The sequence below is a fragment of the Sphingomonas sp. Leaf208 genome (assembly GCF_001421415.1).
Classification (GTDB): Bacteria; Pseudomonadota; Alphaproteobacteria; order Sphingomonadales; family Sphingomonadaceae; genus Sphingomonas.
The window spans coordinates 575,345-593,041 of sequence record NZ_LMKH01000001.1; the positions used below are offsets into that span (position 1 = coordinate 575,345).

The following is a 17,697-nucleotide window of genomic DNA, read 5'->3' on the forward strand; positions in this document are numbered from 1 at the left end:
TATCTCGCATGGCATGTCAGAAACACTTCCCGACGGACCAACTGCCGTCGAACGGATCGACGCCGCGATCGCACGGATCGAATCCGCCATTGCAGCCCGCACCGAAGCCGGCGACGCGCTCGCCAAGCGCCACGCCGCCCTCAAGGCGCGGATGGCCGAAGCCGTCGCCGCGCTCGACGACGTCATTACGCGCGGGAGCCCCAACTGATGGCCCAGGTCATGCTCGATATCGGCGGTCGTCCCCACGCCGTCGCCTGCCGTGATGGCGAAGAGTCGCGCGTCCGTCTGCTGGGCGCGATGGTCGCCGAACGCTGGGCCACCGCGGACCGCGCGGCGGGCGGCCTCAGCGCCGAGCGCGCGATGCTGTTCGTCGCGCTGATGCTCGCCGACGACCTCGACGAAGCCGCGCATCGCCCGCCCGAAGGCTCGGCCGTGAGCGAGATCGCCCTCACCCGGATCGCCGATCGTCTTGAAGGGCTCGCGGAAGCCCTTGAGCTAAGCCCTCCGAACGCCTAGATTGGCTGTGGCGGGTTCTGCCCGGTACGAGCCTTTATTATCCCTGAGGCTATTCATCATCCATAGGGGGCTGTCCCTGTTAGGATCCTGGTCCGAAGCACATGGTCCCCACCTGACGTACCGTGCGTCAGTGGATAACCCGGCACACGGCCATGGTGGGCCCGCCACACCACCATTTTCCAAGGTCGCCGCATGACCGACAAGAGCGTGCTCAGAGCCTCGCTCCGCGCCGCGCGGGAAGCGCACCCGCTGGTCGAGCTTCCTGTGCCGTCGGCGTTTCTGGCACGGCTGAAACCCGGACTGACGGTCGCCTCCTACGTCCCGTTCGGGGGCGAAGCGGACCCCTCGCCCTTCGCGCGCGCCGCGGTCGATGCCGGATGCGTCATCGCCCTGCCCCATGTCGTCCGCCGTTCGCTGCCGATGCGCTTCCTGTCCTGGGCGACCGAAGCGGCGCTGATCGCCGGGCCATTCGGGCTGCACCAGCCCGCCGAGGACGCGGCCGAACTTGAACCCGACATCATCCTGACCCCGCTCGTCGGCTTCGATCGCAGCGGCAACCGGATCGGCCAGGGCGCCGGCTATTACGACCGCGCCTTCCTCGCGCACCCGAACGCGTGGCGCGTCGGGGTTGCGTTGTCGGTGCAGGAAGTCGACACGCTGACCCCAGACCCGTGGGACGTCCCGCTCCACGCCATCGCCACCGAAACAGACTGGATCACGCCATGACGCCAACCTGGCGCAAACCCGTCGGCATGCTCGGCATCGTGCTCCTGATCGTGGTGTGGTGCGTGGCCATCGTCAGCTTGTCGAACATCGTCGGCAGCTGGCACTGGCTGGGGCAGTTGGTATTCTACCTGTTTACCGGCCTGATCTGGATCGCGCCGCTGAAGCCGGTGCTGCGCTGGATGGAGCTCGGGCGGTAATCTTCGCAGCCGTTGCAACCCTCCAGCGGCCCTTCCCTCTCCCCCGTTCGTCCTGAGTAGCCAGCGAGTAGTCGCGCAGCGGCGTATCGAGGGGGCGTATCGAAGGACAGGTTGGCACGCGGAACCCATGCTTCGATACGAGCCCTCGATACGCTCCTGACGGAGCTACTCGGTCTCTACTCAGCACGAACGGAAAGGAGTTAGTGGCCCCGGTTGATCGACGAGACGGAATGCTCTCAGCATCCAAAATCTAAAAGGGTCTCGGCCACCCATCAGGGTGGCGCGAGTGACGGGACTCGAACCCGCGACCTCCGGCGTGACAGGCCGGCGCTCTAACCAACTGAGCTACACCCGCATTCCCAATGACGAACCCTAGCGTCCCAAGGGACACGCGGGAAGGCTCGTCAAAACCTTAACACTATCTCGAACCATCTACCCGGTCAGGGCAAACGATGGCGCGAGTGACGGGACTCGAACCCGCGACCTCCGGCGTGACAGGCCGGCGCTCTAACCAACTGAGCTACACCCGCTGAAACAGCGTGGAGGCGGCAACTAGGCGAGGGTTCGGATACCGTCAACCCAAATTATCCGCCAGTTTCACGTTGTGCCTCGGGCGGGTCCCCGCGCCGACGGTTCCGCCCGGTCTTGGGCTGCACCAGCGTCCCGTGCTCGAACAGGAAACCGGCGATATCGGGCTTGCCAGCGGCCTTCACGATCGTCTGGATGATGATCAGCAGCGGAACCGCGAGCAACGCCCCCGACGTGCCCCACACCCATCCCCAGAAGCTCAGCGAGATCAGGATCAGCAACGGGCTGATCGTCAGCCGATGCCCGACCACGAACGGCGTGATCGCGTTCGCCTCGACCAGGTGCAGCCCGTACATCAGCGCCGGCGGCAGCATCGCCATCCAGATGTCGGAGAACGTCATCAGCCCGCCCAACGCGAGCAAGAACGCACCGATCACGGGCCCGAAATACGGGATGTAATTGAGCAGCGCGACGATCCCGCCCCACATCGCCGGATACGGCATGCCGATGAACCACAGCGCCACCCCGGTAATGATCCCGAGCACGATGTTGATCAGCGTGATCGTCCCCAGATACGCGGACACATCGTCGACAATGTCCTGGATCACGCGAGCGGTTGCCATGGCCCCGTCGAAGCTGGTCCGCCCGGTGATCGTCTGCCGCCGCATGCGCGTCCAGCCCGAGAGGAAGAAGAACACGATCAGGACACCGAACAGGAACTGCACGATCACGGCTGGCGCCGACGTCGCAGCAAGTTCGAGGATCGACCCTGGTGCCGCAACCCCCGCGGTCGCCGGCTGCTTGATCGGCGTCGACGCGACCTGCCGTAGCGTCTTGTTTACGTATTTCTCGAGGCTCGAATACAGGTCGAGCAACGGTGCGAGATTGTTCTGAATTCGGTCCAATCGCGTCGGCAGCAACCGGAAGAAATCGGTCGCCGGTACGAGTATCGCGGCGATCGCGATGTTCGCCGCGATGAGGAAGACGAGAATGCAAAGGATCGCGGCAAGCGGCGAAGGAACATGCCGCCGCTCGAGCCATTCAAGCACCGGCACCAAGGCCACTGAAATCACCAGCGCGATCGTGAGCGGAAGGAAGAACTCCGCTCCGGATTTCAACGCGAACGGCGTCGCGAGTATGAGCCCGACACCCGCGGTCAGTGTCAGCGCCGCCAGCAACCGATCGCGACGCTGCGCGATTCGCATCGCATCCTCGACCCCGACCGCGATCGGCAGCCCGAACGCACTCTCGGCCGGCGGACCTTCGGTAACGGCGCTGTCCCCGCCTTGCGGCTGGTTCTTTTCGTGGCGAAGGCCCTCGTCCGTCATGGCATTTTCCTTTGTTTCCCCATCCCGTAATCGTGGCTAGCATTCAAGCATGCCGAACGACGCCAACGATCTAATTCTCGTCATCGACGAGGGCACCACCTCCACCCGCGCCATGCTGTTTGCGACCGACGGCCGCTGCATCGCCAGCGAAGCCCGCGCGCTCGACCAGACATACCCACGCGCCGGATGGGTAGAGCATGATGCCGCCGAGATCTGGCGCAAGACGCTGCGGGTGACCGCGGCGATGGTCGCCCAGGCAGGCGGCGCGCGCCGGATCGCGGGGATTGGGATCACCAACCAGCGGGAGACGATCGTCTTCTGGGACCGCGAGACCGGCGAACCGCTCGCGCCCGCGATCGTCTGGCAGGACCGGCGTACCGCCGCGACCTGCCGAGACCTGCGCGAACAGGGCCATGAAGCCGAGGTTCAGGCCAAGACCGGCCTGTTGCTCGACCCGTATTTCTCCGCCTCGAAGATCGGCTGGGCCATGTGCGAATGGCCCCAACTCGCGAACGCCGGCGCGCGCCTCGCGATCGGCACGGTCGACAGCTGGCTGATCTGGAAACTGACCGGCGGGTTGCACGTGACCGACGCGACCAACGCCTCGCGCACCGCCCTGATGGACGTGCACACCGGCAGCTGGGACGACGGACTCTGCGCGCTGTTCGGCGTGCCCCGCGGGGCATTGCCGGCGATCGTCGATTGCGCCGGACGATTCGGCGAGACGACGGCGTTCGGTGCGGCGATCCCGATCTGCGGCATCGCCGGCGACCAGCAGGCAGCCGCGATCGGCCAGGCCTGCCTCGCACCCGGCCAGACGAAGGCGACGTTCGGCACGGGCGCGTTCATCCTCACGCATGCCGGCGCGACGCCGCCGACATCGGGGCACCGGATGCTCTCGACCGTCGCGTGGCAACTCGGAGGTCAGCGCGCCTATGCGCTCGAGGGATCGGTGTTCGTTGCCGGCAGCCTCGTCCAGTGGCTCCGCGACACGCTAGGCCTGATCGGCACGGCTGCCGAAACCGAAGCGCTGGCCCGCAGCGTGCCCGACACCGGCGGCGTTTACTTGGTGCCAGCGCTCAGCGGCCTCGGCGCGCCATGGTGGGAACCGGACGCCCGCGCGAGCATCTCAGGACTGAGCTTCGCCACCGGCAAGGCGCACGTGGCTCGCGCGGCCCTGGAGGCGATGGCGTACCAGGCGCACGACCTGAAGACCGCCTTCGCCGCTGATGGGATCGACTGGCAGTCCTTGCGGATCGACGGCGGCATGGTCGCCAACGACTGGATGGCGCAGGACATGGCGGACCTGCTCGGAATCGGGGTCGAACGGCCGAGGTTTGCGGAGACGACCGCATTGGGCGCGGCGATGCTGGCTGGGGTGGGTGCGGGGCTGTTCGGAGGGCTGGAGGAGGCGACGGCGATGCGTGGCGAGGTCGAGACATTCACGCCGTTGCTGGGGGAGGACGAGCGGCAGGCGCGACTGGCGGGATGGAAGGCTGCGGTCGATGCGGTCGTCGCAGGGTCGAAGCGCTAGAACCGATCGCGCGCCGCAACCCCAACCACCACCCCGCCGGAGGCCGGGGCCTAGTTGGGGAACGTCGCTAACGTAGGGCAACGCGTCGTTACCACGGCCTTCCCGACTGGACCCCGGCCTCCGCCGGGGAGGCGCGCCTGAGCAGGCATGCTGCGGCTAAGCCACCACCCCCACCCGATCCGCAAACAACACCTGCAGGTCCTTCTTCAAGATCTTCCCATTCGCATTCCGCGGCAAAGTCTCATGCACGAAGCGCACGGCGACCGGCGTCTTGAACGCTGCGAGATGTTGCCGCACCCAGCTCTGCAATTCCGCCTCGGTTGTCACCGCACCCGGCGCGAGGTGCACCACCGCTGCGGGCTCCTCCCCCAAAATACGATGTGGAATACCAATCAGCGCCGCGTCGGTCACCGCGGGGTGCGCGTAGAGGACGTTCTCGACCTCGCTGGAGTATATGTTCTCGCCGCCACGAATGATCATGTCCTTCGCGCGGTCTACTATGTAGCAAAATCCCTCGTCATCCAGCCGCGCCAAGTCTCCGGTGCGGACCCAGCCGTCGACGAAGGTCGATGCGGTCGCGTCTGACTTATTCCAATAGCCTTTCACGATCATCGGGCCGCGCGCCCATAGCTCGCCGACCTCGCCCAGAGGCACATCCGTCACGCCGTCGTCCGCCACGATCTTCAGGTCGGCGACAGCCACTGGCGGCCCCGCGCTGGTCGGGCGGTTGAGATAGTCCTCTCCCCCATGATGCGTGACCGTCGCCATCGTCTCGGTCATGCCCCAGCCATTGCCGGGCATTGCGCCGAACTCGGCATGGATGCGCTTCACCAGTTCTGGGGCAGCGGGCGCGCCGCCATAGGCGATCGATTCGAGCGACGAGAGGTCGTATTTCTCGCGATCGGGATGCTCCAGCAACTGCCACGCGATCGTCGGTACGCCACCGGTGATGTTGACCTTCTCGCGCTCGATGATCTCCATCGCCCGGATCGTATCCCATTTCCGCATGAAGATCATCGTGCTGCCGGTCGCGATCACCCCCATCATCCCCGCCGAGCAGGCGGTGACGTGGAACAGCGGTATCACCGTCAGCGTGACGCGCGGCGTCGGCTCGGGCGGTGCCTCGCCGCGGCGCAGGAACGAGCGGGCGGAGGAATAGCCGCCGGACATGATGTTCGACATCATGTTGCGGTGCGTGCCGAGTGCCCCCTTGGGCGCGCCGGTGGTCCCGCTGGTGTAGAAGATCGTCGCATCGTCGTCGGGCGCAATGGTCGCCCCGGGCAGGCCTACATCGGGCAGCGCAGCCCAGTCGTGCGGGGTGCCGATCACGTCCTCCAGCCGCGTTACGATCCCCGTCAGCGGCTCCGCGGCGCGCGCGACGAACACGTGCTCCAGCGCCGGCAGCGTCGCGTAGGCCGCCTCCAGCCGGTGATGACGCTCGTCGTCGGTGATCAGCACGCGCGCGCCCGAATCGGCTAGGCCGTATTCCATCTCCGCACCGGTCCACCACGCGTTGAGCGGCACCATGATCGCGCCGATGCTCGCGCCCGAAAAGAACGCGACCGGCCATTCGGGCAGGTTGCGCATCGCCAGCGCGACGCGGTCGCCGGGACCGATCCCCATCTCGCGCAACCGGTGCGCCAGTACCGCGATCGCGCGAAAGTTCGCCTCGTAGGTGACGCGCTCGTCCTCGTATGCGGTGAAGACCCGCTCGCCATGCGCGCGCGCCGCCTCGGCCAGCCAGCGCAGCGACGGCGGCGCGTTCTTCCATATGCGCGTCTCGATGCCGTCGATCGTCAGCATCTCCATCTCGAACTTCGCGCCGGGCGCGGTCAGCATTCGCTCGGCATCGGCGAGCGATATCGCCGGCCAGGAGGGATCGAGTGCGATGATCGGTTCGCTTGCCAAGACCGGTTGACTCCAGAGTTGAATTTCGGGTTTGGCTTATCGCCTGTTCGAAGACAGGTTATAGTTGATTCCTGCCGCACTCAAGGCAATAGAGGCACCAAGTTCGAACTAGGGGTATGGAGCGGGTCATGGCACGGACGGTCGAATCGTGAAAATCGCTGAACCTGCCGCGCACGGCTTCGATGCGAGCCGGTTGGCGGCGATCGATACGCTGCTCCGGACGCGCTATATCGATTCGGGCAAGCTGCCGAACGCGCAATTGCTGATCGCGCGCGACGGCGAGATCGTCCATTTCTCGAACGCGGGCGCGGCGCGCGAAGGCGGCAAGAGCGTCGACGAAGGATCGCTGTTCCGGATCGCGTCGATGACCAAGCCGATCACCTCGGTCGCGTTCATGATGCTGGTCGAGCAGGGCCTCGTCGCGGTCGATACACCGGTCCACCACGTGCTGCCCGAGTTCAAGGATATCGGCGTCTATGATGGCGGTGGGGGCGGCGTGCCGTTCGTGACCAGGCCGACCGCGGAGCCGATGCGGATGGTCGACCTTCTCCGCCACACCTCGGGGCTGACCTATAGTTTCCAGAACCGCTCGAACGTCGATGCCGCTTACCGCGACGGCAAGATCGAGGGCTGGCATGGCGGGTATGACCTCGACGGCTTCATCGGCGCGCTGGCCAAGATCCCGCTCGAATTCTCGCCCGGCACCGCGTGGAATTATTCGGTCGCGACCGACGTGGTCGGCGCGGTCGTGCAGCGCGTGTCGGGCCTGCCGCTCGACCAGTTCTTCCGGGAGCGCATCTTCGCGCCGCTCAAGATGGACGACACCTTCTTCCAGGTCCCCGCCGACAAGCTCGATCGTCTGACGGACTGCTACACGCTCGCGCCGGGCAAGGGCCGCGTGATGTACGATCGCGGGACTGAGAGTGCGTGGAGCCGGCAGCCGAAGCTAGTTTCCGGCGGCGGCGGGCTCGTCTCGACCGCGCTCGATTATCACCGGTTCAACACGATGCTGCTGAACGGGGGCGAACTCGACGGCGCGCGCATTCTCGGGCGCAAGACGCTGGACCTGATGACGCAGAACCACCTGCCCGGAAAATCCGATCTCGCGGCGATGTCGAAGTCGCTGTTCAGCGAGGCATCGAACGCGGGTACCGGCTTCGGGCTCGGGTTCGCGATCACCGACGACGTCGCGAAGACGATGGTGCCAGGGTCGAAGGGCGAATTCTACTGGGGCGGGATGTTCTCGACCGCGTTCTTCGTCGATCCCGTCGAGCGCCTGTCGATGGTGTTCATGACGCAGCTTTCGCCGAGCAGTTTCTATCCCATCCGCCGCGAACTGAAGACGATGATCTACGCGGCGATGACCTGAGTTTCCGTTCTCCTGCGCACGCAGGAGTCCAGTATCACACAGGGCTGCCGATGTGGCCCTGGGCTCCTGCTTTCGCAGGAGAACAAGGAGAATATGATGACCTCGTCGACGAATACTGGCCCGATCCGCACCGAACGCCATGACGACGTGCTCGTCATCATCTCGAACAATCCTCCCGTCAACGCGCTCGGCGCCGCGGTCCGGCAGGGCCTCGAAGCCGCGATCAAGGACGGCGTTAACGACGACAGCATCACCGCGATGGTGATCCGCTGCGACGGCCGCACGTTCTTTGCAGGCGCCGACATCACCGAGTTCGGCAAGGAAATGGTCGAGCCCGGCCTGCCCACCGTCGTCGACATGATCGAAGCCTCGTCGAAGCCCGTCGTCGCGGCGATCCACGGCACCGCGCTGGGCGGCGGGTGCGAAGTCACGCTCGGCTGCCATTACCGCGTCGCCGTTCCCTCGGCGAAGATCGGTACGCCTGAAGTGAAGCTTGGCCTGCTGCCCGGCGCTGGCGGCACGCAACGCATTCCGCGCATCGCCGGCGTGAAGCTCGCGCTGGAGATGACCGCGAAGGGCGACCCAATCTCGGCGAAGAAGGCGCTCGACGCCGGGCTGATCGACAAGATCGTCGGCGAGGATTCACTTGAAGCCGACGCCGTCGCCTTCGCGCGCGAGATCGCGAGCAAGCGCCCCCTGCCCCGCGCATCGGCGAAAACCGCTCGGGCCGATCCCGATGCCGTCGCTGCGTTCAAGAAGGAGAACGCCCGTCGTTTCCGTAACTTCGACGCGCCGGCCGCCAACATCGCCTGTGTCGAGAAGGCTGCGGACGGCTCCAGTTTCGAAGAGGGCATCGCGTTCGAACGCCAGGAGTTCATGAAGCTCATGATGGGCGTGCAGTCGGCCGCACAGCGCCACATCTTCTTCGCCGAGCGTCAGGCCGCCAAGATCGACGACGTCCCCGCCGACACCAAGCTCCGCGAAATCAAGCGCGTCGGCGTGATCGGTGCGGGCACGATGGGCGGCGGCATCTCGATGAACTTCCTGTCGGCGGGCATCCCCGTGACGATCGTCGAGATGCAGCAGGAAGCGCTCGACCGCGGCACCGGCGTCGTGCGGAAAAACTACGAGGCAACCGCCGCGAAGGGCCGGATGAAGCCCGAGCAGGTCGAGCAGGCGATGGGCGCGCTGAAGCCGACGCTCGACTTCGCCGATCTCGCCGAATGCGACCTGATCATCGAGGCGGTGTACGAGACGATGGAGGTGAAGAAGGAAATCTTCACCAAGCTCGATGCGATCGCCAAGCCGGGTGCGATCCTGGCGTCGAACACGTCGTATCTCGACATCGACGCGATCGCGGCCTGCACGAAGCGGCCGCAGGACGTGGTCGGGATGCACTTCTTCTCGCCGGCCAACGTGATGAAATTGCTCGAAGTCGTACGCGGCGACAAGACCGCGGACGACGTGCTGGCGACCGTCATGGCGCTCGCGAAGAAGATCAAGAAGGTGGCCGTGGTGGCGGGCGTCACCTACGGGTTCATCGGCAACCGCATGCTGATGCCGCGGCAGGTCGAGGCGACCAAGCTGCTGCTGGAAGGCGCGAGCCCGGAGCAGATCGACAAGGTCCATGTCGCGTTCGGGATGCCGATGGGGCCGTTCCAGATGAGCGACCTGGCGGGCGTCGACATCGGCTGGCACCGCGATCCGAGCCGGATCGAGAATATCCGCGATGCGCTGGCGGCGGAAAACCGCTGGGGCCAGAAGACCAAGGCGGGCTTCTACGATTACGACGAGAAGCGGACGCCGTCGAACTCTGCGCGGGTTACCGAGATCATCGACGATTTCCGCAAGAAGTCGGGCGTGACGCCGCGCGAGATCAGCGACGAGGAGATCGTCGTGCGAACGCTCTACACGATGGTCAACGAAGGCGCGCTGATCCTCGAGGAGGGCAAGGCGCAGCGCGCGTCGGACGTCGATGTGGTGTGGATCTACGGATACGGGTGGCCGGTGTACCGCGGCGGGCCGATGTTCTGGGCGCAGTCCGAGGGGTTGCCGAAGGTCGTCGCGGGGCTGGAGAAATACGGGTTCCCGGTGGCGAAGTCGCTGAAGGATGCCGCGGCATCGGGCGGTCGGCTGAAGTGATCGGTCGTGGTCGTTTCTTGCCGGTAGTCGATCGCTGATGGAGCGGTCTGCGCTCCAGACGGCGGCGGCGATCCGTGCTGGCGAGACGACCGCGCTCGCCGAGTGCGATGCGGCGATCGCGCGGATCGAGGCGCGCGACGGTGCGATAAACGCCGTCGTCCTGCGCGATTTCGTGCGGGCGCGGGAGGCGGCGCGGGCGCTCGATGCGGAGGGTCCGGACGACCGGCTGCTGTTCGGCGTGCCGATGACGGTGAAGGAATCGTTCGACGTCGCCGGCTTGCCGACTAGCTGGGGCGTCGGGATCCACCGCGACAACATCGTCGACCGCGATGCCATCGCCGTCACCCGGCTGAAGGCGGCGGGCGCGGTGATCCTCGGCAAGACCAACGTGCCGGTGCGGTTGAGCGACTGGCGGGCGGACAACCCGATCCATGGCCGGACGAATCATCCCATCGATCCGACGCTGACGCCCGGCGGATCGTCGGGTGGTGCCGCGGCGGCGCTCGCGTCGGGGATGGTACCGCTCGAGCTCGGCTCCGATATCGGCGGCTCGATCCGCGTGCCGGCCGCGTTCTGTGGCGTCTGGGGGCACAAGCCTACTTATGGCGCCTTGTCCGATCTCGGCCACCGCGTGCCCGGCACCGATGGGGCGAGCGCGGTTCTCGGCGTCATTGGTCCGCTCGCGCGTAATCCCGAGGATCTGGCCGTTGCGCTCGACATCCTCGCCGACATCCCCTTGCCGCGCGCGACCGTCGACTTAGCCCGACCACGCATCCTGCTGCTCACTGCGCATCCCTCGGCACGCATCGATTCGTCGATCGTCGGCGCGATCGAGCGCGTCGGTGAAGCCCTCGCCGCGGCCGGCGCCATCATTTCAAGCGCACCCCCGCCGATCGACCTCGCTGCTCAGCATGCCGACTATATGCGGATGCTCGGCATCGCGATGACCCGCGGCGGACCCGCGCGCGATGGCAAGGTCGCGACGCTGTCGCACTGGTTCGACCTGCTCGATTCGCAGGCGCGGTTGCAGCGCGCTTGGGGTGCACTGTTCGAAGAGTTCGACGCGGTGATCGCGCCGGCGAGCGGCGTAAACGCCTTCCCGCACATCGCCGAGCGCAACGTCGCGCGGCGCACGCTGTCGATCGACGGAGAGGATACCCCGTTCGGCGTCCAGTTCGCCTGGGCGGGGCTCGCCACCTTCCCCAATCTGCCCGCGACCAGCGTGCCCGTCGGGATCGACCCGCGCGGCCTGCCGATCGGCGTGCAGGTCATCACCAACCGTTACCGCGACCACGACGCGATCGCCGTCGCCGCGCTGTGCAATCGACTAAGCAGGAGCTGATCCGATGTCCGACCTCGACACTTTCCGGTCCGAAACGCGTGCGTGGCTCGCGGAAAACTGCCCCCCCGAGATGCGCAAACCAGTGCGCTCGGAGGACGACGTCTGCTGGGGCGGGCGCCAGTTCAAGCCGTCGTCGCTGGCGCAGAAGGAGTGGCTCGACAAGATGGCCGCCAAGGGCTGGACCGTGCCCGACTGGCCCAAGGCGTATGGCGGCGGCGGGTTGTCGCCTGCCGAAACCAAGATCCTGCGCGAAGAGATGGCGGCAATAAAGGCGCGCAACCCGCTCAATTCGTTCGGGATCTCGATGCTCGGGCCGGCATTGCTCAAATACGGGACCGAGGAGCAGAAGCTCGATCACCTGACCAAGATCGCGCGCGGTGAAATCCGCTGGTGCCAGGGGTATTCGGAGCCGAATGCGGGGTCCGACCTTGCCGGGCTTGCGACCTCGGCGGAGGACAAGGGCGACCATTATCTCGTCAACGGGCAGAAGGTGTGGACGTCCTACGCCGACAAGGCCGACTGGATCTTCTGCCTCGTCCGCACCGACAAGACGTCGAAGCAGGGCGGGATCAGCTTCGTGCTGTTCGACATGGCCTCGCCCGGCGTGTCGACCAAGCCGATCCTGCTGATCAGCGGCAATTCGCCGTTCTGCGAGACGTTCTTCGACAATGTCGAGGTGCCCAAGGTCAACCGCGTCTACGAGGAGAACAAGGGCTGGGACGTCGCGAAGTATTTGCTCGGGCATGAGCGCGAGATGATCTCGGGCATGGGGCTGGCGTCGAGCGGTGGCAATCCGCTGATCGACGGCGCGATCGCGACCGTGGGTCTCGGGCATGACGGGCGGCTGGCCGATCCGCTGTTGCGCGCGTCGATCGCGTTGTTCGAGGTGCGCGCGAAGGCGTTCGGGGCGATGTCCGAGCGGTTCATCGACGAGCTGAAGGCGGGCAAGGCGCACCCGGCCCAGCCGAGCATGATGAAGTATTACGGGACCGAGCTGAACAAGGGCCGGTACGAACTGATGATGGCGGCGGGCGGCTCGGATGCGCTCGAATGGGACAGCGATCGGTCGCGCGGCGGAGCGATCCCGCGGTCCTGGCTGCGGACCAAGGCGAACTCGATCGAGGGCGGGACGAGCGAGATCCAGCTCAACATCATCGCCAAGCGGATTTTGGAATTGCCTGCGTAATTCCCTCGCCCCTTCGGGGAGAGGGTGTCGCAGCGAAGCGTAGGCGGGAGAGGGGCAGTGAGGCTCGGACGATCCGACCCAACAGCCCCTCTCCCCGACCCTCTCCCCGAAGGGGCGAGGGAGCAGAAGGACGAAGACATGCCACTGTATCTAGACGACGACCAGACCGTCCTTCAGGACACCATTCGCGATTTCGTGGCCGAGCACGCGCCCGTGAGCCACATGCGGGCCTTGCGCGATGCCGACGACGCGGCCGGCTTCTCGCGCGACCTGTGGAAGCAGTTTGCGGAGATGGGCTTTACCGGCATCCTGATCGGCGAGCACCAGGGCGGGCTCGGGCTCGGGCATGTCGAGGCTGGCGTGGTGCTGGAGGAGATCGGGCGCAACCTTTCCCCCTCCCCGTTCCTGACCACCGCCGTCGCAGCGGTCGAGGCCTTGAAGGGCACGGGGCAGGCCGAGCGCTGGTTCCCGGGGATCATCGCCGGCGAGACCGTCGCGGCGCTGGCGATCGACGAGGGCGCCAAGCACCGCGACACCGTGGCGATGACCGCCGAACGCTCGGGCAACGGCTTCAAGCTGACCGGCGCCAAGCGGTTCGTCACGCATGGCCACACCGCCGACTTGATCATCGTCGCTGCGCGCACCGGTGGCAGCGCCGACGACAAGGACGGCATCACGCTGTTCGCAGTGCCGAAGGATGCCGCTGGGCTGACCGCGAACGCCGAGCGTCTGGCTGATTCGAGCTTGGCCGCGCGGCTGGAGTTCGAGGGCGTCGAGGTCGATGCGGATGCGGTAATCGGCGAGGTCGACGCTGGGCGCACGCCGCTCGATCGCCTGTTGCGCGCGGGGCGGACCGGCGCTTCGGCGGAGCTGCTCGGCGTTGGCGGCGGGGCGATGGACATGACGATCGGCTACATGAAAGAGCGCAAGCAGTTCGGGACGCTGATCGGCAGCTTCCAGGCGCTCCAGCACCGTGCCGCGCATCTGTACTCGGAGATGGAGGTGGCGCGGGCCGCCGTTCTCAAGGCGCAGCAATTGCTCGACCAGGGCAGCGATCGCGCGGACGAGGCGGTGTCGGTGGCCAAGGCGATGACGGCGCTGGCGACGACGCTCAGCGTGCAGGAGGGCGTGCAGATGCATGGCGGGATCGGCATGACCGACGAATACGACATCGGCTTCTACATGAAGCGGGCGCGGGTGCTGGCGGAGATGTTCGGCGATGCGAACTTCCATGCGGATCGGTTGGCCGTAGCGGCGGGGTATTGACCCGAACCTGTCCCCCCGCGAAGGCGGGGGCCCAGTCTGGGCACCCGCCTTCGCGGGTGAACACGGAGGTCAGATGAGCTTGGATACTGCCGATACGTCGCCCGAAGCACTCGCGCAGGGGCTCGTCGATCTGCTCGAAATCGAGGAGGTCGATACCGATCTCTACGTCGGCAAACGCCAGCCGGGCGGGGTCGGTCGCGTGTTCGGGGGGCAGGTGATCGCGCAGGCGCTGCAGGCCGCGCAACGCTCGACCGAGGCGCCGAAGGCGGCACATTCGCTTCACGCGTATTTCATGCGGCCGGGCAACGAGGATTATCCGATCGTCTTCCGAGTGGTCCGTGACTTCGAGGGGCGGAGTTTCGCTACCCGGCGCGTGATCGCGATGCAAAAGGGGCAGCCGATCCTCAACATGGCGGCGTCGTTCCAGACGCCCGAGGATGGACTCCATCATCAGGATGCGATGCCCGATGTCGCCCCGCCCGAAGACCTGCGCTCCGATCGCGAACTGCGGCTGGAGAGCATCGACGGCATCCCCGAGAAGTTCCGCGCGCACATGCTCCGCCAGCGCCCGATCGAGATCCGTCCGGTCAACCCGCGCAGCTGGATCGAGCCCGTTCCGCAACCCGCGGCCCATGCCAACTGGTTCCGCCTGGTCGCACCGATCGGCGACGATCCGGCGATGCACCGCGCGATCCTGTCCTATGCATCGGACATGGCGTTGCTCGGTACCGCGCTGCTGCCCCACGGCGTCAACTGGATCACGCCGGGGCTGCAGACCGCGAGCCTCGACCATTCGCTGTGGCTGCACGAGGATTTCCGCGCCGACGACTGGCTGCTCTATGCCTGCGACGCACCGTGGTCCGGACATGCCCGCGGGTTCAACCGCGGGCGCATCTTCTCGCGCGACGGCCGGCTCGTCGCCAGCGTCGCGCAGGAGGGGTTGATCAGGATGCGCCAGTAACCCTCGCGGTTACTTGCGCACCCAGACCTTCTCCCCGCCGATCCACGTCTCGCTGACCTTCGTCGCGCGCAGGTCGGTCGGCGAGGCCATCGTCGGATCGCGGTCGACAACGATAAAGTCCGCACGTTGGCCGGGCGCGAGCGCACCGAACTGCTTCTCGGCGAACCCGGCATAGGCGGCCGCACCGGTCATCGCCCACCACGCCTGTTCGCGCGTGACCAGTTCCTGCGGCTGCCACCCACCCTGCGGCTGCCCGTCAGCATCCTGACGCGTGAAGGCTGCCGCCCAGGTCGCGAACGGATCGGGCTTCTCGACCGGAAAGTCGGTCCCGAAGGCGAGCTTCGCGCCGTTGGTCAGCATCGATTTCCATGCATAGGCGCCCGCCAGCCGGTTCGGCCCCAGCCGCGCCTCGGCCATCGTCCGGTCGCTCGTTTCGTGCGTGGGCTGCATCGACGCGATCGTGCCGAACTTGCCGAAGCGCGGCAGGTCGGTCGGATCGACGATCTGCGCATGCTCGATTCGCCAGCGGCGATCGCCGGTATAGGTCTCGCTCTCGACCTGGATCGCGTCGAGCACTTCCCGGTTCGCCTTGTCGCCGATCGCATGGACCGCGACCTGGAACCCGTCCATCGCCGCGCGGCTCATCTGATTCTGGAGCTGGTCGTCGGTCAGGAAGCCGAGCCCCGACTGGCCGGGCGCATCGGCATAGGGCTTCAGCAACCACGCACCGCGTGAGCCGAGCGCGCCGTCGGCGTAGAGCTTCACGCCACCCATCCGCAGGTGATCATTGTACAGCCACGGCGTCGGCCCCTTGCCGCCGATCCGGCTCGCGGTCTCGACGCCCATCGCATAGCTCATGATGCGAACACGAAGCCCGCCGATGTCCGCCATCCGGCGATAGGTCAGCCAATCGTCCAGCGTCGTGCCCATGTCGGCGACCGCGGTGACGCCGTAGCCGAGCAGGATGCGCTGCGCGGTGAGGAACGCGGCATCGCGCTCCTTGGGAAGCGGCTGCGGCACGACCTTCTCGATCAATCCTTGCGCGCCGTCGACGAACACGCCCGCAGGCGCGCCGCCGGTCTTCTCGATCCGCCCGCCCGCCGGGGATAAGGTCGAGCCGGTGACGCCTGCCTCGCGCATGGCCTCGCGGTTCGCCCAGCCGGCATGCCCGTCGGCGCGCGACAGCCAGATCGGGTGGCCGCCGGAAACCGACTCCAGGTCGGCGGCGGTCGGGAAGCGACCCAGCCCCCACGCCTCCTGGTTCCAGCCGCGGCCCAGCACCCATTTGCGATCGGGATTGCCCGCAATGTAGGCGGCGATCCGCGACTTCGCCTCGTCGAGCGACTTGGCCATCGACAGGTCGAGCGACAGCGCGCCGAAGCCCATTTCGAGGACATGGCCGTGCGCGTCGATGAAGCCCGGCAACACCGTCTTGCCGCCCATGTCGACGCGCCAGTCGTAGAGCGGCTTGCCGGCGTTCTTCTTGAGTTCCTTGCGGCTGAGCTTGGGGGCCTCCTCGCCGGGGGGGACGAGACGCGTGACGCGACCATCCTTGTCTACGAGGATCGCCTTGAAGTGGATAACGCGTCCGCCGTCATCAATGGTGACACCGTTGACGTTGTCGACGATCCCGTCGGCAAGCGCGGGGGTCGGAAGGAGCAATGCCAAGACCAGCGCCGCTCTTGCCCCCCTCCCTGGAAGGGAGGGGTTGGGGGTGGGTCGGCTGGTTGGGGCAGCCTGGTGCCTGGACAACGGGCCAACCCACCCCCGGCCCCTCCCTTCCAGGGAGGGGAGCAGAGTCGTCGTAATGCACTTGATCACTTCGGCAATCTCCGTACCAGCGCGCTCGTATCCTGGCGGGCGCCGCCCATCGCCTGAACATCGGCGTAGAATTGATCGACCAGCGCCGCGACGGGCAGCACCGCACCGTTGCGTCGTGCTTCGTCGAGCGCGAGACCCAGATCCTTGCGCATCCAGTCGACCGCGAAGCCGAAGTCGAACTCTTCCTTCGCCATCGTCGGCCAGCGATTGACCATCTGCCAGCTTTGCGCCGCGCCGCCAGAGATCGCCTCGAACACCTTGTCGAGATCGAGCCCGGAGTTTTGTGCGAACCGCAGCGATTCGGCGACGCCCTGGATCACGCCGGCGATCGCGATCTGGTTGCACATCTTGGTCGTCTGGCCCGCGCCCGCCTCGCCGACATGGACGATCCGTGCGGCATATACCTGCATGAACGGTTCGGCCTTCGCCATCGCTTCGGCAGAGCCGCCGCACATGATCGAGAGCTTGCCGTTCTCCGCGCCGGCCTGTCCGCCCGACACCGGTGCGTCGACTACCAGCGTGCGCTCGCCCGCGAGGCGTCGCGCGATCGAGGCCGAGACGGTGGTGTGATCGACGAACACCGCGTCGTCGCGCATCGCCGCAAACGCGCCGTCATCGCCTAAAGTGACCGAGGCCAGATCGTCGTCGTTGCCGACGCAGGCGAACACCGCATCGGCGTCCTTCACCGCTGCCGCGGGCGTGTCGGCGACCTTGCCGCCATATTTATCGGCCCATGCCAACGCCTTGGTCTGAGTCCGATTATAGACGGTGACGTCGTGCCTTGCCGCGGCAAGGTGTCCCGCCATCGGCGCGCCCATGACGCCGGTTCCGATGAATGCCAGTTTTGCCATAGCGTCCGCGCATAAGCGGTGT

At 66.5% G+C, this 17,697-nt stretch carries 15 protein-coding genes and 2 tRNA genes; 11 read left to right on the forward strand and 6 right to left on the reverse strand.

All coding sequences use genetic code 11. The features are described from left to right. The first annotated feature begins 13 nt into the window (after nt 1-13). The 4 genes from ASE69_RS02370 (at nt 14) to ASE69_RS02385 (ending at nt 1,439) form a co-directional block, all read left to right on the forward strand. Nucleotides 14-208 carry a hypothetical protein gene (locus ASE69_RS02370; protein WP_181321090.1) on the forward strand — a complete coding sequence of 65 codons (195 nt, stop codon included), beginning with the start codon at nt 14-16 and terminating at the stop codon, nt 206-208. After that, on the forward strand, nt 208-516 hold the full coding sequence (locus ASE69_RS02375; RefSeq protein WP_056482297.1) for a cell division protein ZapA: 309 nt from the start codon (nt 208-210) through the stop codon (nt 514-516). The genes ASE69_RS02370 and ASE69_RS02375 overlap by 1 nt, the downstream gene beginning before the upstream one ends. Before the next feature lie 192 nt (nt 517-708). Further along, nucleotides 709-1,242 (forward strand): 5-formyltetrahydrofolate cyclo-ligase, encoded by a 534-nt coding sequence (locus tag ASE69_RS02380; RefSeq protein ID WP_056482300.1) that lies wholly within the window; start codon nt 709-711, stop codon nt 1,240-1,242. Further along, nucleotides 1,239-1,439: a DUF2842 domain-containing protein gene (locus tag ASE69_RS02385; protein WP_056482303.1), complete on the forward strand. Its 201-nt coding sequence runs from the start codon at nt 1,239-1,241 to the stop codon at nt 1,437-1,439. The genes ASE69_RS02380 and ASE69_RS02385 overlap by 4 nt, the downstream gene beginning before the upstream one ends. A 278-nt stretch (nt 1,440-1,717) precedes the next feature. Here the strand turns inward: ASE69_RS02385 and ASE69_RS02390 are convergent. The 3 genes from ASE69_RS02390 to ASE69_RS02400 form a co-directional block, all read right to left on the reverse strand. After that, a tRNA-Asp gene (locus ASE69_RS02390) sits at nt 1,718-1,794 on the reverse strand. A gap of 98 nt (nt 1,795-1,892) precedes the next feature. Then, nucleotides 1,893-1,969: transfer RNA gene (locus ASE69_RS02395), tRNA-Asp, on the reverse strand. A gap of 54 nt (nt 1,970-2,023) precedes the next feature. Beyond that, on the reverse strand, nt 2,024-3,172 hold the full coding sequence (locus ASE69_RS02400) for an AI-2E family transporter (protein WP_133019951.1): 1,149 nt from the start codon (nt 3,170-3,172) through the stop codon (nt 2,024-2,026). A 172-nt stretch (nt 3,173-3,344) separates the two neighbouring features. Between ASE69_RS02400 and glpK the strand changes: the two genes are divergently transcribed. Further along, nucleotides 3,345-4,829, forward strand: coding sequence for a glycerol kinase GlpK (glpK, locus tag ASE69_RS02405; RefSeq protein WP_056482306.1), 1,485 nt, complete (start codon nt 3,345-3,347; stop codon nt 4,827-4,829). Nucleotides 4,830-4,985: 156 nt separating this feature from the next. On the opposite strand, the gene ASE69_RS02410 is transcribed toward glpK, so the two are convergent. Next, nucleotides 4,986-6,737 (reverse strand): class I adenylate-forming enzyme family protein, encoded by a 1,752-nt coding sequence (locus ASE69_RS02410; protein WP_235517934.1) that lies wholly within the window; start codon nt 6,735-6,737, stop codon nt 4,986-4,988. A gap of 148 nt (nt 6,738-6,885) precedes the next feature. Between ASE69_RS02410 and ASE69_RS02415 the strand changes: the two genes are divergently transcribed. The 6 genes from ASE69_RS02415 to ASE69_RS02440 all read left to right on the forward strand — a co-directional run bounded on the left by ASE69_RS02415 (nt 6,886) and on the right by ASE69_RS02440 (nt 15,003). Next, nucleotides 6,886-8,106 carry a serine hydrolase domain-containing protein gene (locus ASE69_RS02415; protein ID WP_056482311.1) on the forward strand — a complete coding sequence of 407 codons (1,221 nt, stop codon included), beginning with the start codon at nt 6,886-6,888 and terminating at the stop codon, nt 8,104-8,106. A 96-nt stretch (nt 8,107-8,202) separates the two neighbouring features. Further along, nucleotides 8,203-10,248, forward strand: a complete 2,046-nt coding sequence (locus ASE69_RS02420; protein WP_056483034.1) for a 3-hydroxyacyl-CoA dehydrogenase NAD-binding domain-containing protein — start codon at nt 8,203-8,205, stop codon at nt 10,246-10,248. Between the two features lie 37 nt (nt 10,249-10,285). After that, nucleotides 10,286-11,590, forward strand: coding sequence for an amidase family protein (locus ASE69_RS02425; protein WP_056482313.1), 1,305 nt, complete (start codon nt 10,286-10,288; stop codon nt 11,588-11,590). 4 nt (nt 11,591-11,594) lie between these two features. After that, complete coding sequence (locus ASE69_RS02430; protein ID WP_056482315.1) at nt 11,595-12,776, forward strand: acyl-CoA dehydrogenase family protein; 1,182 nt, start codon at nt 11,595-11,597, stop codon at nt 12,774-12,776. 138 nt (nt 12,777-12,914) lie between these two features. Next, nucleotides 12,915-14,042 carry an acyl-CoA dehydrogenase family protein gene (locus tag ASE69_RS02435; protein ID WP_056482318.1) on the forward strand — a complete coding sequence of 376 codons (1,128 nt, stop codon included), beginning with the start codon at nt 12,915-12,917 and terminating at the stop codon, nt 14,040-14,042. Nucleotides 14,043-14,115: 73 nt separating this feature from the next. Beyond that, a complete protein-coding gene (locus ASE69_RS02440; protein ID WP_056482322.1) occupies nt 14,116-15,003 on the forward strand; it encodes an acyl-CoA thioesterase in 888 nt (295 codons plus the stop codon). Between the two features lie 9 nt (nt 15,004-15,012). Here ASE69_RS02440 and ASE69_RS02445 read toward each other — a convergent pair whose 3' ends face one another. Both ASE69_RS02445 and ASE69_RS02450 read right to left on the reverse strand, forming a co-directional pair. Beyond that, nucleotides 15,013-16,671, reverse strand: a complete 1,659-nt coding sequence (locus ASE69_RS02445) for an amidohydrolase (protein ID WP_235517936.1) — start codon at nt 16,669-16,671, stop codon at nt 15,013-15,015. Nucleotides 16,672-16,820: 149 nt separating this feature from the next. After that, nucleotides 16,821-17,675, reverse strand: a complete 855-nt coding sequence (locus ASE69_RS02450; RefSeq protein ID WP_056482325.1) for an NAD(P)-dependent oxidoreductase — start codon at nt 17,673-17,675, stop codon at nt 16,821-16,823. Between the last annotated feature and the right edge of the window lie 22 nt (nt 17,676-17,697).